General features: G+C 47.0%; 21 protein-coding genes and 1 pseudogene. 1 reads left to right on the top strand and 21 read right to left on the bottom strand.

Going from position 1 to position 24,421, the window contains the following annotated elements; genetic code table 11:
* Positions 1-101: 101 nt before the first annotated feature.
* Positions 102-464, top strand: a complete 363-nt coding sequence (locus ACWGXJ_RS11200) for a hypothetical protein (RefSeq protein WP_069291804.1) — start codon at positions 102-104, stop codon at positions 462-464.
* A gap of 119 nt (positions 465-583) precedes the next feature.
* On the opposite strand, the gene ACWGXJ_RS11195 is transcribed toward ACWGXJ_RS11200, so the two are convergent.
* The 21 genes and pseudogenes from ACWGXJ_RS11195 to ACWGXJ_RS11095 all read right to left on the bottom strand — a co-directional run bounded on the left by ACWGXJ_RS11195 (position 584) and on the right by ACWGXJ_RS11095 (position 24,358).
* On the bottom strand, positions 584-883 hold the full coding sequence (locus ACWGXJ_RS11195) for a DUF6509 family protein (protein ID WP_061831931.1): 300 nt from the start codon (positions 881-883) through the stop codon (positions 584-586).
* Positions 877-2,844 (bottom strand): ATP-dependent DNA helicase, encoded by a 1,968-nt coding sequence (locus tag ACWGXJ_RS11190; RefSeq protein WP_452566734.1) that lies wholly within the window; start codon positions 2,842-2,844, stop codon positions 877-879. The genes ACWGXJ_RS11195 and ACWGXJ_RS11190 overlap by 7 nt, the downstream gene beginning before the upstream one ends.
* A gap of 473 nt (positions 2,845-3,317) precedes the next feature.
* Complete coding sequence (locus ACWGXJ_RS11185) at positions 3,318-3,812, bottom strand: RDD family protein (protein ID WP_322162014.1); 495 nt, start codon at positions 3,810-3,812, stop codon at positions 3,318-3,320.
* Positions 3,813-4,211: 399 nt separating this feature from the next.
* Positions 4,212-5,348, bottom strand: coding sequence for a glycoside hydrolase family 88 protein (locus tag ACWGXJ_RS11180; protein ID WP_452566733.1), 1,137 nt, complete (start codon positions 5,346-5,348; stop codon positions 4,212-4,214).
* A 56-nt stretch (positions 5,349-5,404) separates the two neighbouring features.
* Positions 5,405-7,315 carry a glycosyl hydrolase gene (locus tag ACWGXJ_RS11175; protein ID WP_452566732.1) on the bottom strand — a complete coding sequence of 637 codons (1,911 nt, stop codon included), beginning with the start codon at positions 7,313-7,315 and terminating at the stop codon, positions 5,405-5,407.
* 28 nt (positions 7,316-7,343) lie between these two features.
* Positions 7,344-9,248, bottom strand: a complete 1,905-nt coding sequence (locus tag ACWGXJ_RS11170) for a heparinase II/III domain-containing protein (protein ID WP_452566731.1) — start codon at positions 9,246-9,248, stop codon at positions 7,344-7,346.
* A gap of 207 nt (positions 9,249-9,455) precedes the next feature.
* Positions 9,456-10,448, bottom strand: a complete 993-nt coding sequence (locus tag ACWGXJ_RS11165) for a cation diffusion facilitator family transporter (RefSeq protein ID WP_069291798.1) — start codon at positions 10,446-10,448, stop codon at positions 9,456-9,458.
* Between the two features lie 247 nt (positions 10,449-10,695).
* Positions 10,696-10,965, bottom strand: a complete 270-nt coding sequence (gene rpsN, locus ACWGXJ_RS11160) for a 30S ribosomal protein S14 (protein WP_069291797.1) — start codon at positions 10,963-10,965, stop codon at positions 10,696-10,698.
* Positions 10,966-11,226: 261 nt separating this feature from the next.
* Positions 11,227-12,195, bottom strand: a complete 969-nt coding sequence (locus tag ACWGXJ_RS11155; RefSeq protein WP_235308217.1) for an ABC transporter ATP-binding protein — start codon at positions 12,193-12,195, stop codon at positions 11,227-11,229.
* Entirely contained in the window at positions 12,188-13,171 is a 984-nt protein-coding gene (locus ACWGXJ_RS11150; RefSeq protein WP_076160234.1) for an ABC transporter ATP-binding protein, read from the bottom strand. The genes ACWGXJ_RS11155 and ACWGXJ_RS11150 overlap by 8 nt, the downstream gene beginning before the upstream one ends.
* 13 nt (positions 13,172-13,184) lie before the next feature.
* Entirely contained in the window at positions 13,185-14,111 is a 927-nt protein-coding gene (gene opp4C / locus ACWGXJ_RS11145; protein ID WP_069291794.1) for an oligopeptide ABC transporter permease, read from the bottom strand.
* 15 nt (positions 14,112-14,126) lie between these two features.
* Complete coding sequence (locus tag ACWGXJ_RS11140; RefSeq protein ID WP_452566730.1) at positions 14,127-15,080, bottom strand: ABC transporter permease; 954 nt, start codon at positions 15,078-15,080, stop codon at positions 14,127-14,129.
* A 107-nt stretch (positions 15,081-15,187) separates the two neighbouring features.
* Complete coding sequence (locus tag ACWGXJ_RS11135; RefSeq protein ID WP_452566729.1) at positions 15,188-16,909, bottom strand: ABC transporter substrate-binding protein; 1,722 nt, start codon at positions 16,907-16,909, stop codon at positions 15,188-15,190.
* Positions 16,910-17,110: 201 nt separating this feature from the next.
* A complete protein-coding gene (locus ACWGXJ_RS11130) occupies positions 17,111-18,046 on the bottom strand; it encodes an ArsR family transcriptional regulator (protein WP_452566728.1) in 936 nt (311 codons plus the stop codon).
* Positions 18,047-18,297: 251 nt separating this feature from the next.
* Positions 18,298-18,795: pseudogene (locus ACWGXJ_RS11125) on the bottom strand (discoidin domain-containing protein); the annotation flags it as partial.
* Between the two features lie 153 nt (positions 18,796-18,948).
* Positions 18,949-20,106, bottom strand: coding sequence for an amidohydrolase (locus ACWGXJ_RS11120; protein ID WP_452566727.1), 1,158 nt, complete (start codon positions 20,104-20,106; stop codon positions 18,949-18,951).
* Between the two features lie 56 nt (positions 20,107-20,162).
* A complete protein-coding gene (locus tag ACWGXJ_RS11115) occupies positions 20,163-21,179 on the bottom strand; it encodes an LLM class flavin-dependent oxidoreductase (RefSeq protein ID WP_250268168.1) in 1,017 nt (338 codons plus the stop codon).
* 15 nt (positions 21,180-21,194) lie between these two features.
* Positions 21,195-21,947 (bottom strand): amino acid ABC transporter ATP-binding protein, encoded by a 753-nt coding sequence (locus tag ACWGXJ_RS11110; protein ID WP_025722945.1) that lies wholly within the window; start codon positions 21,945-21,947, stop codon positions 21,195-21,197.
* A complete protein-coding gene (locus ACWGXJ_RS11105) occupies positions 21,944-22,654 on the bottom strand; it encodes an amino acid ABC transporter permease (RefSeq protein ID WP_061830372.1) in 711 nt (236 codons plus the stop codon). Before ACWGXJ_RS11105 ends, ACWGXJ_RS11110 begins: the two co-directional genes overlap by 4 nt.
* On the bottom strand, positions 22,651-23,430 hold the full coding sequence (locus ACWGXJ_RS11100) for an amino acid ABC transporter permease (protein ID WP_452566726.1): 780 nt from the start codon (positions 23,428-23,430) through the stop codon (positions 22,651-22,653). The genes ACWGXJ_RS11105 and ACWGXJ_RS11100 overlap by 4 nt, the downstream gene beginning before the upstream one ends.
* Before the next feature lie 76 nt (positions 23,431-23,506).
* Positions 23,507-24,358, bottom strand: a complete 852-nt coding sequence (locus tag ACWGXJ_RS11095) for a transporter substrate-binding domain-containing protein (RefSeq protein ID WP_061830370.1) — start codon at positions 24,356-24,358, stop codon at positions 23,507-23,509.
* Between the last annotated feature and the right edge of the window lie 63 nt (positions 24,359-24,421).

The following is a 24,421-nucleotide window of genomic DNA, read 5'->3' as shown; positions in this document are numbered from 1 at the left end:
AAATGGACCAGTCACAATACCCACACCCCCTGCCTACTTGCTCGATATGATAGAGAAGATGTCACAAAATGTCCTTGTGCAACATAAGGAGGAGTTCATATATGGGAAAGCAATTTCTGAAGATAGCTGCCGTATATTTTGCTCTTAGTGTGCTGCTTAGTGTAATTATTGGCGTGTCGGGTGATCACAGCCTATCCAATGTTCAGTCTCATACCCATTTGTTGGGTTGGATGGCACTTGGAATAATAGGTCTGATCTATGTGACCTTTCCTGCACTTTCAGTTACTATTTTGGCACATATCCATTTTTGGATGCACAATATCGGTCTGCCCGTGTTGATATTGGCGATTATAGGTGAAAATTACAAAGTTCCAGAGGCTGGAGTTTGGATCGTCATAGGATGGGTGTTACTCGCGGGGGGGACTATGCTGTTTATGGTGAATGTGTGGGATAGACTGCGCTAAAGCAAATAAGTTCTCTTCAATGGCCATAAAAATAAGGAGCCTGATCATGTCAGGACTCCTTGATATCTTCATTATATGTTAGCTATATACCAGCTTTGCTAGCTAAGTGTTCTATACTATTACTTCACTGTTTCATCCTGTACATGTTCTTTACAGAAGGTCTCAACAGCTTGCAACTCATCATCTTCAAGTTCAAGATCAATGTAACGATTCGTTACTTTTTCAATTAATTCATACTTTAGCAGTCCCGTCTTTTCTTCGTCTACTAAATAAAGACAACGGATATACAGTCCGTTTTCAGTGTATAGCTCGTCGTCCTCCTCTACCTCTACATCAATGATAAATTCATAACGCTGTCCAGTCAAAATACCAAAAGCATCTTTAATCTGATCTACTGTGTACGTTGTAAAGTTCAACATGTTTTTATTCCCCCCGGGTTTCCTTCAATTACGGTGCATTCTACGCCCGCAGGCAGTAGTTGTTCAACTTGTGTACGTACTTCTTGACGACTCAAATCCTGGCCCATGATGGATATCCAGCCCCGATCATTACGCGAGCGAATTAAACGCCCTATGCCTTGTCTGAGTCTAAGTGCCATGTGAGGCATATCTATCTGAATAAACGGATCTGCTGCATCCTTGCGCAGAGCCGTAAAAACCGGATCATTCGGAGGAAATGGCAGTGACCAGATAATGACGTGCGACAGAGAAGGTCCAGGAATATCCAATCCTTCCCATAATGTAACAGCGCACAACACACTTTCCTCATCATTCTGAAAAGCTGAGATCAGATGGCTGATTTCAGCCGAACCTTCGTACAGAAAACGATAAGCAGACGCCTCCGGGTAGGCAACGAGACCCGTCTGGAATGCAGCCAGTTCTTCCTGTGAAGGAAACAGGATAAGCGCTCTTCCCTGTGATTTCTCCAGCAGTGCCAGTGCTCTCGCGATTGGATCATCCCCCGCTTGCAACGGGTACAGGGCAGCTTGCATCTGATCGCTGTAGTCATAAGGTGAAGCAACAGAAAACATTAGCGGATTTTCAATACCGAGACTCTGCGCCATATAGTCAAAAGAGCTCTCTACGGAAAGTGTAGCTGAAGAGAATACGATCGGTATATGCTGCGCAAATACTCGTTCTTTGAGAATCTCTTTTACCATCTTCGGCATAACCACAAGCGTTAATCCATCCTGATCCTCCATCACCCACGAAATGAGAAGTTCAGGACGCTTAAACAAAGCCAACGCGGTTTGAATCATTTCCAAATGTTCTTCCACAATTTTGACTTGATACTCATCCAAAGAGAATAGCCCGCTTTCAAATACAAGCTCTTCTTCGATCGTGCCGATCAGTTCACCAAAGCGGTTTACCTCTCGAATCAGTGACTCATTCAGAATGAACTCCTTGCGATTAGAACCCTGTACAGGCTGACTGTTCTTATCAAGCGCAGCGAACAAAGCCTCACTTTGGGAGATCGCATCTTCGATCGTCATTGCCAAAGATTCCCGTACTTCTCCCTCCAGCAATCGGGTAATTATAGATTCAAACTGAGCGTGCTTAAGCTTGTAGGTAAGCGCATTTTGTGCCGCTGTCTCCAGCAAATGCCCTTCGTCAAAGACAACAGAGCTGTGCTCCGGCAGCAACGGCAGCTGACCCTCGCGCTTTCTCGCTTCGTAGGTCCATACATGCTCCATATAAAAGTCATGAGAGCAGATGACCAGATCTGCCGCTTTACGGTAATGATCACGAGATAACGTCTGACCGCAACGATGGCGCTGATGGCAAACGAGACAGTCTTGAAATACATCCCATCCGAGTCTGCTCCACTGTCCATCTGTTAGCTCGGGATATTCCTTTCGGTTCCCGTAAGGAGTAAAGGATTGTAACGTATCTGGAAAATGAACAAAATCCGGTAGTTCCTGATAAATATCACGGAAAACATCTGCGTCCTCATCCAGTCCGCCTCGCACCTCATCCAGCTTATTCAGACAAATATACTGATCCGGCGACTTCCCCAATCTGGCATCAATCGTCAGATTCAAATGCTGTGCCAGCTTGGCAATATCCCCTTCCGGCTTTACCAATTGTTCAATTAACGATTCGTCCGCACAGGCGATAATCGCCGGTTTTCTCATGTATCGGGCATATGCAATAGCGTACAGCAGGTATACGAGCGTTTTACCAGTACCCACACCTGCTTCTGCAAAAATGGTCTTTTTCTCCTTATAGGCACGTTCTAGCTGGAATGCCATATAAATTTGTTCATCCCGAACCTCAAAGCCGACTTCAGGCAAAACTTCATAAAATACATCCGCAATCCAGTCACTTGCCTGCTCAATAAACGGCTTGGACGGATCAAAGGCAAAAGGGTAAGTAGTCAATCGGGCTGTGCCTCCAATTCGTTCATAATGTGCATCCTTTCATTATAACGCAAAACAAGCTAAAAAGAACATGAAAACTGTAAGAACAGCTTACATTTTTTATTTCGCTATAAGAATCCCTTTAAAATAAAGGGACATACTTTCGTCTTAATGAGACGCTACGTGTAGCATTTGATCCTACAATCGCTGTTACCCCGGGATTCTCAGATTTTCATAAACCTTTAAAAGGTAAGAATCCCATGGCAAAGGCGAACGCTACGCTTCTCCATATTCAAATCCTCCACTACGCTGCACACCACCGTAGTATCGTTATTTTATAAATGAAAAATGTCTTTCTTTCCTTACAAAAAAAGTAAAACACCATAACAAAATGAAAAAACAAATAACCACCTAATGTATTGCAAGCATTAGCTGGTTTCTTGTTAATTGAAGAATATTCATTAAACAGAAGCTTTGGTGATCTCCTCTAATACTTACAGAAAAGACGATTGCTGGTCATATCGCTGCAATTCTTTTTTATGTACAACAAAGGTGTTGGCACAAAGATCGTGGAGTCCCTGTTTTTTGGCAGTAAAAGCAACCACAATATAAATAATATGAGCAATTACAAAAGAAATAGCCTTAATCCAATAACGTCCTGAGGCGTGTAAAAATCCAAGGCGTTTTCCTTCCTTGTCCACGACAACTAAAGAGAACGCAAGCTTACCCGGTGTAGCCTGTACTTTCGATGATTCCCATAAACCACAATACAGCCATGGTAGCACGAGCCAAAAAATCAGCGGCATCCAAATTAAAAACTCTAATATGAAGCCAGTCTCCTCTATGCCCAGTAGGTCTGGAGTAATAGAAAGCATACTCCCTACTAAAATGACTAATAAAGTCATGATGATTAGATCAATCAAAAACGCTGCTGTTCTTATCCAAAATCCTCCGTATATTCTTTTTGTACTATCACTTGTTGCTGTCATGATATGTATAACTCCTTTTGCAAATGAGATTTAAAATCCAGTTTATCCCTTTATCCAAGAAGATATCATACGGTTACCCACCTATATTGTCAATTTACGAGCAAATGCTCTTAAACAAGTAAAAGGACCTATTTCCATGCATCAAAATGAAAATTTTCATAGGAATTAAGAGCTTATATACAATGATTTTTCTTGGATTGGGTACAAAACAAGCGCAGCTATGATCTCTTAACTACCCATAAGTAGTACTTTGGCATCGAAATAAATCCAGCCTTTTCATGCATAAAAAAACAGCGTATATGTAAATGAAATTACACACACGCTGTCTCACAATTCATTCCGTAAATCTGACAAATTATAGGACGATTAAAAATGAGTTCGTTCTTGCACGCTTATACACTATATTTTTTTGCATTCAACACTAAACAAACCTTCTTCACCGCGCAGCTTTGCCAATGCCTCGACAAAGAAATAATCGCCATAGATAATGGGAACGTTGATGTATTTTTGCTCAGGATAATGTACGGTTCCGTTCAACAGCAATCCCTCATGCTCCTCGCCCCACGCTGTACACGTATGATGCAAGCCCTCGAGGATAGATTCTGCTGCTTCTGTAAAATGCTCCGCACGCGCCGAATATTTTGCTAGCTCCAGCAAACCACTGGCCGCAATTGCCGCAGCCGATGAATCCCATGCCCCGCGGTGCTCTTCCTCTGCTCTAAAATCCCACACAGGCAGGCAAGCATCACCCAGCTGGGATAGAAAAAAATCAGCCGTGTTCTCAGCCACCTTCAAATAACGCGAATCGCGCGTGTACCCGTACGAAAGCGTAAAACCATACAAAGCCCAAGCCGTGCCGCGTGCCCAGGCAGAACCGGAAGCAAATCCCTGTCCGCCATGCTCGGCGACCTTTTTTCCAATCTCCGGATCGAATTCGACCACATGTGCGATAGAGCCGTCCGAACGGACAAATTCACGTGCTATGGTATCTGCATGCTGCACAGCGAGAGCGGCAAAACGCGGATCTTCACTTTCCTCCGAAGCCCAATAAAGCAAGGGTAGATTCATCATACTGTCTATAATCGCAACGCCCCGTGTATCCATGCCCTTCGAGGGAAAGTTCCACGCGCGAATAAAACGGCCATTCACGTTAAAACGGGCAGCCAGCAGATTGGCAGCCAACAACCCACGTCTTCTGGACTCTGAATCTCCGGTCAGCCGATGGGCGGCCACACCGCTGAGCAGCCAAATAAAGCCAAGATCATGGTCTACAGCTTCGCTATTATAGAGTATTTTTTCCAAACGACCCTCGCACCGCTGTGCAATCCCGGCAGCCACACTGTCAGGACGCGCCCGATTGACTAGCCATAGCAGCCCCGGATAAAAACCTGCTGTCCACCACGCTTCTTCACGATTATCATAACGTCCACCCTCAGCAACATGTGGAAAAGCGTCTCCCAGTCTTGCCGCCAAGGCAAGCGTCTTATCCAAAGCCAGCTCCCACGATTGCTCCAGCCATGCTTCTGCTTTTGTCATTTCTTTTCCCTCTCCTTTTTCCACATGTTAAACCATATTTATGGCTCCAGCGCTATTTATTCAGGTAACCGAATGATAAAGGAAATGCGGTTGCCTTCACATTCCAGACGCGCTCCCTTAAGTAAACCATTCCGACAGGCCACAGAAGCTAATTCTTCCGGCCATACCACGCTCGTTCCTTCCGTCGTCGGGATGACTTCGAGGCTTGCACCTGCGTATTCTACTCGAATGCTTTCCGTTTCTTCCCCGGCTGACATGACATGATGAATAACGCTGCGCTCCCGACCGTCATACGCCATTAAGGGAATAAGCGCCCCTACATTCTGAATATTGCCTTGAAGCTCATACGCCACTTCAATTTTGCCGGGTACCTGACGATAATGCGTTCGGATTTCCCTCACTCCCGGGAACGGGCCTTCCCACAGGAGTGTAAAATCCGTTGCTCCGTCAGACGCTAAGCTTTGTTCCATCTGTACGGTTCCTCCACCATCCTGCGGGTCAATCCCTCCATCCCGGTCGAACTCCAGCGTACCGGGAATACCTTCCGACAAGCTGTGCCACTTTCCGTCCTCCGTTTGCCAGGCCGGGGTATAGCTTAGCGGGAAAATATCTCCCTCCGCGAAGCCTGTAAAGCCACGGTCTGCATGACCTGCTGAGGACGGACCGATCAGCGACGGCAACGCAGACTGCTGAATTCGCACGATGCCCGGAACATTGTACGGATCGTTGACCGATGTTTGCACAAGCATTTGCTGCCCCTCTACGGCTGCAATGACAGTCTGGAACCAACCGTCCGTTGCCAACACCCGGCTGCCGATCTCCGCCGGGATGAAGGTTGGGGAAATGCGATCCATCTCCTCACCATGTAGAAGGGTGTGGGCCAGCACAGCCGCCGTCCACAGACTGTAGCAGGTATGATTCGAGTACACCTCAAAGCCATGCCGTGCCTCGGACGAATAATGGTTGCGGACGATATGCAGCTTGCCGTCATCGGCCTGCCAGCGGCTAATCGCTTGCCAGCATAGATCTGCTGCCCGTCGGAACGCACCTGCGAGCCCATGCTCTCCTGCTGTAAAAGCCTGCTGAGCATGTGTTGTAAAGACAAAGGCCGCGGCCGCTTCGTTCCACTGATGCTGCGCGCTTCTTCCACGCGGCGGAATTTCCCCGTGCGGGGATAGCGCCAGCAATGTGCTGAGCGCTCCCCTGCGAAGGTGGTCACGCAGTTCGAGTGCGCAGCTGCCATCATATCCGTTCTCCAGCATTACGCCCAAATGAAAACGTGTAACGATATCGTAGGCAAATGGACTATTGGGCCGATCCAGCGGTCCATCCTGGTACAGGCCCAAGCCGGTAAAACGAGGCAGGTGGTAGCTGCGGATATACGTCTCCATCCATTCCGAATCGGCTGCAATTCCTTCCGCTGCACGCAAAAACTCGCCGGAAATCATAATCGCATTCCAGTTGATCATCCGGTTCGGATTTTTCATTTTGCTCATCGTAAAAATGTAGGTCTGCTCCGGCTGAATCCTGCTCAGTTGCTGTTTCCAAGCCGGGGCTTGCTCTGGCACCAGATTTTTAAGGAGCCGATACGCGCCCATCATCATAATTGGAAAAAAGTCTGGGTGGTGATCTGGAGCTTTTTCCTCCACTACACAAGCTATGCTATGCGTCAAGGCCGCAGCAGCAGATTCCAGTAAATCATGCCGGCCTTCTTTGACCAACACCGCCGCTGCCAACGCATAGGACGGGGTGGAGTAGTACCGTTCACTTTCAGAATGGGGGTCAATGATAGCTCCGGTATCATCCTGATGCAGGGCATATGCGCGAACCAGCTTTTCCAGCACGGCCAGCTTACGTTGGTGAGTCCATCCGTCATTCACTCGATTTGGCGCGCTTTCCACCTGTTCTATAAATCTCTCCAACTCCGTCTGCCAAGGGTACACGCTGCCTGTCTGCAGCTTATTCATCCTGTCTGCCTCCCATTCAAAATGAAAATTAATGTATGGTAAAAAACAGATTGCAATCTACGCTTGCAGAATCGCTCCAGTGATTGGAGTCTAGTTGCAGCGATGTTTTATAAAACACAAAGGGAGCTCCGTCATGATCTATGTGCTTCACAGCCTCCAACCCCGACCGCAGCACGCCGGCATCATAATCTAGCCTGACGACTGCGTTCGCTCCCTTCCATTCTACGAAGCCTGTTCCCAGATTAGGCTGAATACAGCTGATGAAAAACTCCTCCACATTCCATGACTTCATGCTCACGCCAGACGTTTCAAACTCAAAGTGATCGGTGACGGTAAGCCTTGCCCCCTCGTTTCCCTCCAGCACATTCCATATAAAGGAGCGGGTGAAGACCGCCAATTCTTCTACGGGATAAGCAGATGTCAAGTCAAGCTTAAGCCTTGTGCCCGTCTGTACCTCCTCCTGCTCATCCAAAGCAATATCCAGCACAACCGCCTTTGCCTTTGCGCCCGATTGCTGCATAGTCCCATTGATGACAGGCACAGAATGACCACTAGAGGAGATATTAATAATCGACTCTCGTCCCGGTGAAAAATAGGCTTTCGTGTACAAGCCTGCTCCCAGATCACACAATAGATTTTCGCCACCGCCATGAAGGATGAAATGTCCAAGATCGTTATGATTGTGCGGTTCATTGTTATGCCCAGCCTTCGCTGAAAAAGCAAGCATGACACCTGGTTCACCCTTTTGGCTTCTGGGTCCACTATGGCTGGAACTGCGGCTGCGGCACATCAGCCAACCGAGTTGCGGCAAATAATTGGCAACGGTTTCACCGCTTCCAAATGCCAAAGAATTCGTCCAAACCAGGTTACGCAATACATGAGCCCAGCGGCGACAGGGATCTTCCAACAGACCAGGTACGCGGAAAGGGAGTGTAGATGGTCGTTCTTGCAATGAATTCAACTGAGAGATGAGTCCGGAAGGCAATCGTTCAGTTTCACTACTGTCCGAATAATTAGCGAAAATTCCATTCGACAGATGAACCCGCTCCCCAAAGGCTGCAATTTGCCTAACCTTTTTCGAGTTCAGAATATCCACAGCTCCCTCGGTAAACTCACGCAGCATATCGGCAAAATAAATGAAATAACCAAAGCCGTACACCCAGTATCCTACGCCTTCGGGGCATCCCCCGTCCTCACTATAGCCTGCCAAAAAACAATCCAGCACGCCCAGCATACTCTCGATGGCTACCGCTCTGGAAAAGTCATCTTCTACTAGCAGCAGTGCTACAATTCCGCAACCGGAAGCACATACTGCCGACCAGTTATGATCTGCGGTTTCCCATCCAAAATGACGAGGCTTCCAAAAAACAGGTTCCAGTACACGACGTTCGATCTCTTCGTGCACCTGAGCGACCACATGGCTAGCCAGTTGTTCTCCTAGCAGCAATAAAATTTCAACCAGCGTTTGTGCTGTTTCGGACGCGAATAAATCCACCTGCTGCCAAGGCGGTGTTACGGTGTCCTCTTCATTGACATGTGCAGGAAGCGCCCATGTGTACTCACTGCATATGTCCAGCAGACCGCTTTCCACCTCTTTCATCTTTCGAGGCTCCGGCTTGACAACAGCTTCCAGCACTATAGCAACCAGTCGTCCACGCCGTTCAAAGTACACATCCTCATACGGCTTGCGCTCTCCTGTATTAGCAAATTGCCGAAACAGAGACAACGGCAGTTCAGGCCATGATGTTTCCCGATTATCTTTACAGACACGCTCAATATCCATCCAAAGCTCGGCGTATATCGGCTCAGAGACAGTCGTCCGTAGCCTTTTTGTCCAATTACTCCTTAACCGTTGCCTTGCTGAATCCTGCATGCCGCCAGCCAGCGCCTTAACGAGCCGCGAAGCAGGCCAAGCCTCCCTCAGAAGACTCATCTGCATTTCCTCCTCATGAGAAGCATTTGTTTCACCTTCCTTTTTTGTTAACGCTTTCATTGTATCTAACAATCATTGTAAATTCAAAGGGGTAGCAAAACAATTGAGAAAAAATAAAAGAACCTCTATGCCCCGTTGCCGTGGTCATGGAAGTTCTTGTTTTACACTAGTGCCAATCTCCGTCCAGATTCGCTTTGATCATGTTTTCTAAACTGTGGGTTTCTCTTGTTTCCACTTTCTAATCCCGTCATCCTCCAGAATACCCAGTGCTGCATCTGAGATATTAGGATCACGCAGCAAAGCGTCCTCGACTCTAAATTTAATATCGTCAGCATCTGCCAGCGTCATGCCCGGCGTAAGCTCAATCAACCCTTCCACGTGATAATAGCGTCCCTCCTGCAAAATACGCATTTGATAAATATCCGTAACATGCGTATCTGCGAGAATAATGGAAGCCACACGTTCTTCGATATCAGGAGGAGCAGATACACCGATCAAACCTACCATGTTGTCGTAACCGACCCGGAAAGCAACACCGACCATCAGACAACCGATGAGAATACTTGAAATGCCGTCCAGCAGTTTAAAATCTGTCAGCGATGTGACCACCACTGCTAGCAAAGCGAGTACTCCACCCGTTGTTGCTACCAAATCTTCATAAAACACCAGCCGTGTTGGCGGTGCAGCACGCCCCACATGGCGGAACGCAGAGGTGAAAATGCCTAACCCCTTCGCTTCTACTCTGGATTCATGCAGCACTTCTTTCATCGCTTTGCTCCATACAAATCCGTCCACCACTAGTGACAAAATCAGCACTATTACATTAATCCAAAATCCATGTGTAGATTCAGCCGGATGCTGCAGCAAATGAATGCCTTCCAATGCGGTTTCATAGGCCATAATCGTTACGACAATAACGGCAACCATACAGAACAGGTTAATCACTCGTCCAAAGCCGGTAGGAAAGCGTTTTGTCGGTTTTTTCTCTGCCAGTACACTGCCCGCGAATACAAACATTTGATTCACTGCATCCGCAATGGAATGCATCATCGTAGCAAACATAGAACCGCTGCCTGTCAAGGCAAAAGCAATCCCCTTAATCAAGGCAATGCCGGTATTACCTAACGCCGCCGAACCCGAGGATTTGTTTCCTTTTTTAACCATACTCCAAAAGGAGTCCTCTTTCTGTTTCACTTCCATCTTGTAGCTCCTCCTGAGGTATACATAATGTGATATATCATCGTTTGTTATGTATTATTTTTAACCCGTCCATATTCTACCTAACCATCTGAGGAGAATCAATACAAACGATAATATTTTCCATGGAAAAGGAATGCCCCATGTCCCTACGACATGAAGCATTCCCGTTACAACCTTCTATCAGACATACCCTCAGGTTAACAACACAGATAATCTCCATGCGCTGACGATTGACATAAGTGCCTATTTACCAGCTTGATTTCGTAATTCCTGGAATTTGACCTTTATGTGCCAACTCGCGGAACGCGATTCGAGACAGCTTGAATTTGCGCAAATATCCTCTAGGTCTGCCTGTCAGCTCGCAACGGCTTTTCATGCGGGTTGGAGATGAGTCACGCGGAAGCTTTTGCAAAGCTTCGTAGTCCCCTTTTGCTTTCAATTCACGTCTCAGGTCCGCATATTTAGCTACAATTTCCTGGCGTTTCTTCTCTTTTACGACTTTTGACTTCTTGGCCATGTAAAGCTCCTCCTTGTGATATATGCCAATCATGAAGGTTCACCCTCACTACCGCGAGATGGATGAACACGGATATGGACTTGATTTCACATATTAAATAGTAATCATTACGATTAATATTTAATATAACGTGCTCCAGGTAGGTTGTCAACCCAAGAGGTTTGAATCACAACATTAAAAAGCCGTTGAAACAGTAGCCCCGTTCACTCTTGTGATCGGTCTGCCGTTTCAACGGCTTTAAAATTTATTGACTAGCTATGTTCATTCAGCCAAATGGCAAGCTACCCAGTGATCTGGACGAGCCTCACGATAGAGTGGAATCTCTTTGGAGCAACGATCGATTGCAAAGGGGCAGCGAGTATGGAACTTGCAGCCCGAAGGCGGATTAACCGGACTAGGAATATCCCCCTTGAGCAAAATACGTTCTCTCTTCAGCTTCGGCACCGGAATAGGTACAGCCGACAGCAACGCCTTCGTATACGGATGCAACGGATTCCCGAATAGCTCGTCACGCGATGCCGTTTCGACCATGGAGCCTAAATACATCACGCCAATACGGGAACACAAATGTTCCACCACGCTCAAATCATGCGAGATGAACAAATATGTCAGACCCCGTTCGGCCTGCAATTTGGCGAATAGGTTAATAATCTGCGCCTGTATGGACACATCCAGCGCTGATACCGGCTCATCAGCGATAATTAGATCCGGCTGAAGCGCCAGCGCTCGGGCAATGCCGATCCGTTGGCGTTGACCTCCCGAAAATTCATGGGGAAAACGGTCGATATGATACTCTGACAATCCACATAGCTTGAGCACGTCCAGCACAATCTGCCGGACCTCCTCCTTCGTTGCTATATCGTGATCCAGTAGCGCCTCACCAATGGCATCACCAATCCGTACACGCGGATTCAGCGAGCTATAGGGGTCTTGAAAGATCAGCTGAATTTTGGGACGAAGTTCCTGCATCCCTTTGGCAGACAAGCTGTGCAGATCCACCCCTTTGTATTTTACGGTACCGTCCGTTTTATCCGTCAATCTAACAATCGTGCGGCCCACCGTGCTTTTACCGCTCCCCGATTCCCCTACCAATCCGAAAGTTTCACCCTGACGGATCGTAAAGCTGATATCGTCTACTGCCCGCACATGTCCTGAAGTACGGTTCATAAACCCGGACTTCACCGGAAAGTACGTTTTTAAGCGGTCTATTTCCAACAACGGCTCAGCCATGAACAACCGCCTCCTCATATAACCAGCAGGATGCTTTCTGCTGAGCTGAAACTTCCTTTAATGTAGGCTCCTTTACACGACAAATGTCCATGCAATGCCCACAGCGGTCGTGAAAATAACAGGAAGTCGTCAGCTCCAGCGGATTAGGGACCTGCCCGGGAATGGAATACAGTTCCTCTTGGCGCTGATTAAGCACCGGTTTGGATTTTAGTAACCCTTGTGTATAAGGATGCTTGGGATGATTAAACAGCTGTACCACTTCGCCTTCCTCGACGATCTTGCCTGCATACATCACAATGACGTAATCAGCCATTTCGGCGACAACACCCAGATCATGGGTGATTAGCATGAGCGACATATTGGATTGGGCTTTAAATTCACGCAGCATATCCAGGATTTGCGCCTGAATCGTTACATCCAGCGCCGTCGTTGGCTCATCCGCGATAAGCAGCTTGGGACCACAAGAAACAGCAATGGCAATCATAATTCGCTGCAGCATCCCCCCGCTCAGCTCATGCGGATAGCTTTTTAAAATCTGCTCCGGCCGGGATATACCAACCTGTTCGATCAGCTCCAGTGCTCGCTTACGAGCTTCCTTACGGCCCATTTTCAAATGCTCAATCAGTGGTTCGGATAGCTGTTCACCAATGGTCATGACTGGATTCAATGAAGACATCGGCTCCTGAAAGATCATGGATATTTCATGTCCGCGAATCGTGCGCATCTCATTTCTGCTAAGCTCTAGCAGATCGGTTTCCTCAAAGCGGATGCTTCCGCCTGCCACTTTACCACCAGGACTCTGGATCAGACCCATGATGGACATCGCGGTAATACTTTTGCCGCATCCCGATTCACCGACAATGCATACCGTTTCCCCCGGCTTCACACGGAAGCTGATATCATCCACCGCTTTAACCGTTCCTTCTTCTGTATAAAAATGAGTGCTTAAATGTTCAATAGAAAGTAAATTGTCCATGGTGTATGATCACCTACCTCTTATGTTTCGGGTCAAGTACATCCCGCAGCCCGTCACCAAAAATATTAATAGCGATGACTGTAGCAAAAATAGACAGTCCTGGCGGTATCCACAACCACGGTCGTTGCTGAAAATCCAGCACATTGTTAGCGGCATCAATCATATTGCCCCAAGTCGGTGTCGTGGGCAGCACGCCAAGGCCAAAGAAGCTGAGTACAGATTCACTCAAGATAGCTCCGCCAATATTCAATGTAGCGATAACGATCAACAACGGTAAAATATTCGGCAGCAGATGTTTGAACAGCTTTCGACGATTCGAGAGTCCCAGTACCGTCGCGGCTTGCATAAATTCACGTTCCCGCAAACTAAGCATCTGGCCTCTCACCATCCGTGCAATCCCCGGCCAGTTGACTAGACTAAGCATCAACATGACAATATACATCCGCTGATCGGGTGGAACCTTCCAGTCAGATAGCAGCGCGCCCATAATAAATAGCAGGGGCAAACTGGGAATCGTCAGCAGCAAATCAGCAACACGCATAATAATCTGATCCGCAATCCCGCGAAAATATGCGGATATGACCCCCAGCGTAGCCCCCAGAAAGACTGACAATACCATTGAGGCTAAACCCACGGTAAGAGAAATTTGACCTGCTTGCATCACGCGTGTCATCACATCCCGCCCCAGCTTGTCAGTTCCTAACCAGTGATGGATATTGGGCGCCTTGTTCATCATTAATATATTTGTTTTATTATCGGAATAAGGAGAACATAACGGACCGATAAAACAGAGCAAAAACATAAATACCACGACGAGCAGACCAGCCATAGCAAGCTTGTTTCTGAACAGCTGCCGGAGCGCTTGCTGCCACATTGAAGATTTAACAGTTGTTCGCAGTCTGCCGTTGCTCTTGCTCAAATTACTGCTCACGGATGACATTCCTTAGCCCCCTTCTTACACTTTCACACGCGGGTCCGCGATGCGATACAAAATATCGGACAACAGTGTCCCGATAACGCTCAATATGGCAATCAGCATCGTAAAGCCCATAAGTAGCGGATAATCCCGGAGCGAAAAGGATTGCATGTACAACTGACCGATTCCTGGCCAATTAAAAATCTTTTCAATAATCAGGGACCCGCCAAACAGCGCAGGTAATTCGAAGCCAACGAGCGTAATGGCAGGCAGCAATGCATTTCTCAATGCGTGCGTAAAAAGTACCTTTCTTTCCTTTAAGCCCTTTGCACGGGCTGTGCGTATATAATCCTGCTGGATCACGTCGATCATATTGCTACGGAAGTAGCGGGTCAACGACCCCAGTCCCAGCAGCGTCATAACGATCACTGGCAAGGTCATATGCTGGAGAACCTCCTTCACATACTCCATACCTGTAGCGTTACTGCCCGTATTGAGCATGCCACCGGGTGGCAACCACTTCAGGTCAACCGCTGCGATTTTAATCAGATACAACCCGATAAAAAAGGAGGGAACAGACATGGCAGCGAAAATCACCACCATTACCAGAGTATCAAACCATGAATACTGCTTATAAGCAGCAATCACACCGATAATGACCGCGATAAACCAGGTCAGGAAGGTCGATACAACGGCCAGCAAAAACGAGTTCCAGATGTACTCATTAAATAAGGTCAGCACCGGCTTCTGCTGGGCAAGCGAATAACCAAAATTGCCGTGCAGCGCATTGCCTAACCAATTTCCATAGCGTTCAAGAATAGGCTTATTCAGGCCGTAAATTTCCCTCAGCTCCGCTTTTCTCTCCGGCGACAGCTTCAGATTGCCGCTAATGAAATCTCCCGGTGTCATGGCATACAGGAAAAAAATCATAATCGAAGCGGCCAACAAAATAATAACCATATACGTCAGTCTTTTCGTTAAAAACGAGCTCATGACAGACTCCTTTCAATTCAAGGTCAGGCTACTCATTACGTTTCCCCCATTTGGGAGGCCCCTTGATCTGAACCTGATGTTCTTCACAAGGGGCCCGCAAATGTGGCTTATTTAAGGGACCATTCGAACAGATTACCAGACAAGCCAATGAACGGACTGACCTTTACATGTTCCATCCGACCATTGTAGGCATACACCGTCTTCTTATAGTTGGTAAAAATAACGGGCAGTTCATCGTTTAGCAGCACATATAATTCTTGATATATTTTCTTCCGTTCTTCCATATTCGTCGTAGACAAGCCTTTTTCATATAGCTCTTTTACCTTTGGATTGTTATATCCCTTGACTTCTCCATTGACGAATTGCTCGATTCCATCTGATGGATCTGTCAGCATGCCTGTCGAGAAGGCGGCAAGATCATAATCTTTACCTTCCACTTTGGCGACCATTGCATTAAAGTCTGCAAAGATTTCCGGTTGAAGGTCAACACCAATCGCTTTGTAATTTTCAGCCGCAAGCGCAATAAAGGTGTCTGTTTCTGGACGTTTAGAGGTCAGCAGGTGAATGGTCAGCTTCTGTCCGTTTTTCTCACGGATACCGTCACTACCTTCTACCCAACCCGCTTCATCCAGCAGCTTTTTCGCTTGCTCCGGGTCGTAGTTGTATGGATTGATTCCATCGGTCGTGTAAGACCAGAATATTGGGGAAGCTGGAATGTTTGCAACTGCCCCTGCTCCCTGAGCTGCGTCGACATAAATGCTTTTCCGATCCAGTCCATAGGTCAATGCTTGACGAACCTTTTTATCCTTCAGCTTTTCATTTTCCAGATTGACTTGCAAATATCCGTAAGTGCTAGGGGTATACGGCAAAATGTTTAAAAAGCCAAGCCCTTTTAGTTTGTCGATATTCTCCTGCGTTGCGGTGAAGGATGCAAAATCGGTATCGCCTGTTTCTATGAATTGCCAAGCGTCGCCTTCTGCTGTTTTGTAAATGAAATGCTGTGTTTTCGGTTTGCCTTTGAAAAAGTAATCATTCGCCTCCAGACGAACTTCTTGCCCCGGAATGAATTTTTCTAACTTATAAGCCCCATTTCCCAGAGGACTACTATGTAAATTTTTAAAATAATCCAGCTCTCCGAACTTGTAATCCTTGCCGTAGTAGGCTTTGGACAGTACATACTCACCCAGAATCGGCAAAGCCAGCGCGTTTGGTTTTTCCAACGTCGCAGAAATGGTCTGCGCATCAATCACCTTGATTCCTGCAATTTGTTTTGCCTTGCCTTCCGTATAGTCTTTGCCGCCTTTAATGTTCAACTTTCGGATTTGGCTGTCACCAGGATAGGCTTTGTCATAGATCAACGTCCAGGTAAAAGCGACATCCTCAGCTGTCAAAGGAGAGCCATCACTGAATTTTGTACCGGTAACCAGATGAAACGTATACGTTAGATTATCCTTGGAAATATCCCAGCTCTTAGCCAGATTGGGCACCGGAAGCCCCTTCTCGTCTACCGTGACCAGCGGAGTCCACAACTGCGAAATCACGTTGCCGTCATAGCCGCTTTGGTTAAAATACGGAGTAAACACCCCAGCTGGGTCAGTCAGACCAACAATAATCGTGTCGCTTCTCTTTTGGGACACTTCCGGCAATTTGGATAAATCAGAAGCTTGTACCAGACTTGTTAATGGCTGCGCTGTAGCGGCTGTCTGTGCGGCATCACTATTTTGCGAAGTAGCATCGCTAGCGCTATCTGATCCACCACTAGAGCAAGCTGCTAATAAGGTAGAACTTGCCAGAAGTAGACTGCTGAGTAGAATAACTCCCTTTTTCAAAATAATCCCCCCGAGTTAATTTAGTAAATTCCGATCGAACAAGTTGTAATTAATAAGATAAATCTCATTATAGGAATCTATTCCGGTTCTGTAAAGAGAGAACTCCATTTTTATGTAAAAAAATAGACGTCCACTCATCTGGATTCCAAATGGTCGGCGTCTATTTGTTTAAAGTGTTAAAGTCTAACTGGTGCGTGCAGCCTAATTTCGCTCCATATAGCCAGTAATGCTTCGATGCATTTCATCCACAGCCGAAAGCCGTGCGCTATAGCCGAGCAATGTTTCACCATCAAAATGTGCATGGATGAAGCCAGAGGCACGAAGCTTAAAAATATGGTCGTGCGTGATTCCCTTGGACAGCTTGAGATGACGGACAATCTCAATAAAGGTGCGTGGAGACTGGCTTTGGTACAAATATTTTAAAATCTTGAGCCTGCTCTTCTCCCCCAAGCTTCGGATCATTCGATATTCCTGTGGGGATAAAAAATCGTCCTCCTGAACATAAATTCCTGCTGAGTAATGGCACAACAGGAGCGGCCCAAATCGATAAATAATATTTATCGGCTGAAAATGATATTGCGGTACCAGCAACACCTGCGTCAACCCTTCGGAAGGCTCGAATCGGAAGCCATTAGTTGTACGATCCACCCACTCCATAGAGCTATATGCGCCCTTCTCCCGGTTTCTGCGTTCCGCTTCCTGTTTCAGCCCGCTTAGAATCCTTGTATCCACATGACGAAAATACTCTTTATCCCAACCGGATAGCAGCTGCAAAGCAAGTTTGCGAAGCTTCTCCATGTCGTCAGGCAGCGGTATCCCATAGGCTGATGCCTGTTCGTTTAATTCCTGTACAGTCCGGTTCTCCAGACGGTCTACGACCTCTTCAACGTTCCCCTGATCAGAAAGCATACAGACGAGTCCATAAATAACCTTCCAATCTACATTGATTTCCAAGGACTCCAGCAATTCAGACAAACCTGGAGACAGCGTTCCACGCACTTGCTCCGCCCACTCGGCTGATAAATCGGTCTTCTTGTAAGCCTTGCGGCAAATAAAGGTGTGTAAGCTGCTGAGCAACTCAAACACGGGTCCATACGCTACATGTACATCGTAAGGAGCATTCACGTCGTGACTCATCGCTTTCTGTCCTCTTTTCTATCATATCTGATGTCCATTATACATACTATCGTACACCCGTTCATTCTTAGTGATCCATTCATACGAGAATGTAGCAAAACACAGGTACAAATATGAACGTAACAAGCATCATAATCAAGGCGCAAAAAAAGCCTGATCTCATCAGACTCTAACTGTTCAGCTATGAATTAGAAAAGGTTGTCTCCCACAAATAATCGCAGGAGACAACCTTTAGATAAATAATATGATGTTTAAAGTTTGTTAGCTGTTACTTTCCACTCTAATATTCCTGTGGATGCTGAACCTTTGGATACCATTTCAATTCTTAATTTCGTTGTTTTTACAGGCGTAAAAGTAGTTGTATTATACTGGTCTGCCGAAGTACCCAATCCATTAGCCTGCTTGACATTGGACCAGCTGGAACCATTCCAATACTTAATCTTGTAAGATTTAGGAACATCAACGCCCGCGCCATCTTGGAACCAATAGACATCCGTTTGGGATAACGTATATTCTTGATCAAAATCATATTGGACCCATTGTGTACCCGTCTCAGGCCAGTTACCATACACGGCATGACTTTGATCATTAGAGCTGGTTGGGTCAAATCCATCATTAAGCGCGCTCACATTTTCCCAAGGCGAAGTATAAGAAGTGCTGACCGTTGCAGCTGGCGCAATGTTTACGTTTTCATCAGGTGATGGATCGATGGGACCCTCATCGCCGTTAGTCACGCTTGGGAAACGAGACATCTAAAAGGACAACGCCTACTCTCTTATTACACCCACTCTTGATTTTTAATAAAATCACAAAATTATACTATAATTGGAATGATACAGCGTCAAACAAAAATATCCCCTCTAAAAGGAGGGGATCAGTATCCATAGACTAGGCTCGCACTCCTACTCTATGGATATCAATGCCGAATCTGCCAGTGAAGCCAGTAGCTTCGCTGTTCCGGGCAACGCGCGTTCGTCCAGATCAAAGGCAGGATGATGCCATTCCTGGCTTCCAGCAGTGCCGACAAAGACAAATACACCGGGGATGTTCTTCTGATAAAACCCAAAATCCTCGCTCGCCGAGGACGGTATGGGGCGAACGACTTCCAGACCGACCGCTTCTGCCGCCTCCTCCGCGATGACGGCCAACTTACCGTCGTTCAGCACAGGCGGCGGACCCTCGATCCAGCGGATGGTCGCTTTCGTGCCGAAAGCATCCGCAACGCCTTTTACGACCTGTTCGAAGCGCTCAGTCACCTGGGCGCGAACGTTCTCGTCAAATGTGCGAATGGTTCCGTCCAAATGGGCACGGTCTGGAATGATGTTCCAGGCGTTGCCACTGTGCAGCTTCGTGACGCTAATGACCGCGCTATCCAGCGGATTAACGCTCCGACTCACAATGGATTGCAGCGCCGTAATGATATGTGACGATACCACGATGGGGTCAATCCCTGCATGTGGCACTGCCGCATGTGTGCTCAGACCCTCCACCTCGATGTAAAAACCATCTGCCGCTGCCATTAGCGGACCTTCTTTGATGCCGACCGTGCCTACGGGCAGGTCCGGCTTGTTATGCAGGCCGAATATGGCCTGCACCCCTGTCAGCGCACCGCTGTCCAGCACTTGGGCAGCGCCTTTGGCCTTTTCTTCGGCTGGCTGGAACACCAGCCGAACCGTGCCTTTCAGCTCCTGCTCCCGCTGCTTCAGGAGTATGGCTGCTCCTAACAGGGATGCGGTATGAAAATCATGCCCACAGGCATGCATTTTGCCGGGGTGCACCGAAGCATAAGGCAATCCCGTCTCCTCCTGAATGGGCAACGCATCAATGTCTGCACGAAGCGCGACAGTTGGTCCCTCCTGCTGTCCTCCGATTTCCGCAACTAATCCGGTACGCAGCGGCACATCCAGAATGGTTATGTTCTGTTCTTCCAGCAGACGGCGGATAAAGGCGGTAGTTTCAACCTCCTCGTTAGATAGCTCGGGATTTCGATGCAGATGGCGGCGAATGTCCACCAACTTCTGCTCCAAAATCTGCTCCTTCGTCCCGGTTGATCCACTCATCCCTATTCCTCCTTCGTGAACCCAAAATAGTTATAATTCTCTCAGACCAACAACATCTAGGACTGCACAGGCAATCCGGCAAAAGCTTCATGCAACAACTCGAACGAGCGCACACGCTTGTGTATATCTCTTATTCCTGTCGTAACGATCAGCTCATCGGCCTGATACTTCGCTTGAATTTCCGTCAGCACAGCATAGATTTCGTCTTTATTTCCTTTGTTAATTTGCGCTTGTGTAGCTTCAATTGTATATTCTTCACCCGATTGCTTGCCAAACTCTTCTGCACTTTCCAGCGTGCCCACCGTAGCCGTCTTGCCACTGGTCAGATGAATTTTGTACAGCTTGTGCTCACCTGCTAACTCCGCAGCTTCCTCGGAAGTGTCCGCTACGATGACTGAAAGCGCAAAAAGAGCTTTCGGCTCACGTCCATAACTATAATCGAAAGACGCCCGATACGTACGGAATGATTCCAATGCAACCTGCTCATTACTATTGATAAATTGCGAGAAAACGTAGGGCAACCCCAAGCGCGCAGCAATTCCAGCACTGTCTGTACTTGTACCCAAAACGTAAATATCCGCTGGTATTTCTGGAATCGGGTTCGCCTGTAACCCGGCTAACGGTCCTTCTTCAGACGGAATATTATGAATATAGCGACTTACTTCATCAATTTTTTCTTCGAGAGAAGGCGCATCATGAATGTTTCGTTGTAACGCCTGTGTGGATTTCGGCAACCCGCCCGGTGCGCGTCCGATTCCCAAATCTACGCGACCCGGTGCAAGAGAGGACAGCACATTAAAGTTTTCAGCTACTTTATAAGGGCTGTAATGCTGAAGCATCACTCCACCAGAACCGACTTTAATACGCTCAGTGCGTGCCAGCAAATGGGAAATGAGTACCTCTGGCGAAGAGCCTGCAACCTGCTCGGAATCGTGATGCTCTGATACCCAGAAGCGCGTAAATCCCAATTCCTCTACACGCTGTGCTAGCTTAATCGTATTACGAAGGGCCTGCGCTGCCGTTTCCCCCTCGTGTATAGGGCTTTGATCCAATACTCCGATTTTAATACTCATGTCTCCCTCTCCCGTCTAAATTGAATAGTTATATTCCGGTGTAATCCGTTTCAGAAATTGTTTGGTACGTTCCTCTTTGGGGTGGTTAAAAATGTCGTCCGGTGTGCCTTCCTCGATAATATGACCGCCATCCATAAATACCACATGATTTGAAACATCGCGCGCAAAGCCCATTTCATGTGTAACGACAATCATCGTAATGCCTTCCTTTGCAATCTTGCGGATCACCGACAGCACCTCACCCACCAATTCAGGGTCCAGCGCCGAAGTCGGCTCATCGAACAAAATCACTTCCGGGTTCAGCGCCAAAGCACGTGCTATGCCGACACGCTGCTGCTGCCCGCCAGACAGCTGGCTTGGATAATGATTCAGCTTTTCACCCAGACCGACCTTTTCCAGCACTTCAATGCTGATTTTTTTCGCTTCCTCCTGCTTGACCTTGCGGACAACGACAAGTCCTTCCATGACATTTTCCAGTGCTGTTTTATGCTTGAACAAATTGTATTGCTGGAAAACCATAGCTGTCTTTTGACGTAGAGCCAAAACATCCTTCTTCGCAGGTCGCTTGCAGTTCACTGTAAAATCGCCAATGCTAACTTCCCCATCATTCGGCTTTTCCAGATAATTAATGCAGCGTAGCAGAGTCGTTTTACCTGAACCGCTCGGGCCTAAAATAACGACGACCTCGCCTTTGTTCACGGTCAAATCAATGCCTTTGAGCACTTCATGTTTGCCGAACGACTTCGTAATATTTTGCAGACGGATCATGATGCTCGACCTCCATTAAACACATTGATTTTTTTCTCCACCAAGCCGGATATTCGTTCAATCAATACCGTCAAGCCCCAAAATAGCAGTGCAGCTGCAATATATACCTCTAAATATTTCCAGTTGGTAGATGCCAGAATCTCAGCCTGTGCCTGGATTTCTGTGACCGAAACCGTGAAGGCCAAGGTAGAGCCATGAAGCATCCCAATAACGGAATTCGTCAGGTTTGGCAAACTCACCACGAACGCCTGCGGAAATACAATCCGTCTTAGCACTTGCCACGTCGTCATACCGACGGCATAAGCCGCCTCGATTTGTCCCTTGTTGACCGATTGAATTCCAGAACGGACGACCTCAGACATATACGCGCCACTGGTAATGGAAAACGAAATGAGTGCAAATACCATATAAGGAACATCTTTGGATTGCAGCGGCCAGCCGAAATGCTTCGCTCCCGCATCAATCAACAAAGGCAAACTGAAATAAATAAGCAGCAAATGCATCAGCATCGGTGTGCCACGGATAAAGGTAACGTAACCGTGAGAAATCTGGGACAACACAGGAACCTTATAGATTCGCGCCAGCGCCGTTATAATACCGATGACCAACCCTGCCAGTACGGAAACCACCGTAATAATTAAGGTGTTGGGCAACGCGGAGAACAACCCTAAAAAGGCAGTATATATAAAGCCAAAATCCAGACTCATATGCCTTTACCTCCTTTACTAAGACGGGGACTTCTCAGGTAACGCACCACAAAGCTTTTTCGTTTTTCGGGTTCTTTCTGCACTGCATCCCGATGCTCATGCCGGAGAAGCGTATTTTCCAGCACCTTGAACAATTTTTGTAAAATCAGACTGATCACCAGATAGATAAGGGATAACGCGATATAGGTTTCAACAAAATGTTGGGTAGCCGACCCTAATGTCTGTGATTTCCCTGTCATCTCCATCGCTCCGATCGTAAATGCCAGCGAAGTATCCTTCAGATTGCCAATCACCAGATTGGAAAATACCGGAACCACGACAGCCAGCGCTTGCGGCATAATGATACGTGTAAAGGTCTGATAGCCTGACATGCCGACGGACTGTGCAGCCTCGATTTGTCCCCGATCTACAGCCTCTACTCCTGACCTGATAATTTCGGAAATAAAGGCTCCACTATTGAGCGCGTAGGTTGCTACGGCAAACCACAGCACATCCCATCTGGAGGAATTGATATCCACCAGCTTTTGTAGCTCTGGCAGGCCGTAATACACCAGAAACAATTGGATTAGAATAGGTGTTCCGCGAAAAAAGGAAACATACACTTGAGAAACACGTTTGAGAAATGGAATGTTATACATGCGAGGCAGCGCAACCAACAGACCAATAATAAGCCCCAACACAAGCGAGCTTGCCACAATAAACAAGGTGATGTGTAAGTAAGACAGCATTTTCGGGATAAAGCTAAAAACATAGTCAATATTGAACTCTCTGCTCATATGCCTGCCTCCTTTCTATACATCAGCGGCCAGAATACATAGAGTACCCTGACCGCTGAAATGTCCAAGTCTATCCTTACTTCTTACTGCTGCTACCTTCTTTTTTCACATCTTCCAGAGACTTAGTGAAATCCTCTCCAAGCCATTTAATGCTCAGCTTCGACAGCGTACCGTCGTCCTTCACTTCCTGAATGGCTTTGTCGAGGTCATCCGCCAACCCTTGCTCATTTTTGTTCAGTACATACAGTACATCCGATTGAGTCAAAGGATCACCAACGGTTTTCAGAGCTACTTCTCCTTTTTCATCGGTGTTAAAACGGTTCGCAAAGTCTGTCGTAACGGTAGCATCTATACGGCCGCTCGTAATTTGTTGTACCGTATCATTGGCTGCACCACTCGTATAAACGATATTCAGGGCATCTGCGTGGGTTTTGTTATACTCTTTCAGCACATACGCCGCATTACTGGTTGGACTGGTGAGTACCTTTTTCCCTTTCAAATCATCAATTGAATGAATGGTATTGTTATCCTTCGCTACAGCGACTCTGTTCAGAAAAATGCTATACGGATTTTTGTTGAACAGATACTTGGCTTCGCGCTCCGGGTTTTTTTCCATTTGATGCGATACCAGATCAATCTTGCCGGCATCGAGACTTAGCAGCAAATTTCCAAAGTCCATCGTTTTGAATTCAAATTCGTATTGAGGCAGGCGCTTGTCCAGCTCCTTAATCAGCTCCACATCAAAACCTGTTAAATTTCCGTTTTCGTCAATAAAGCATACATTTTTGAATTGAGTACCTGTGCCTACGATAATTTTCTTCACGTCTCCGCTTGAACCTGACGCGCTAGACGCGTTATCCGAGGAACCGCAGCCTGCCAACACCAGGATGATTGCCATAACAGACAATATTGCAAACCACTTTTTCATATGAATCCCCCTCATCTCTTTGTATATCAGCAGTTTGCGACATACATGGTAGCTACAACATCC

The organism is Paenibacillus sp. S33 (genome assembly GCF_053615415.1).
The sequence above is the reverse complement of the archived record's forward strand: the minus strand, read 5'-3'. Positions and strand labels throughout refer to the sequence as shown.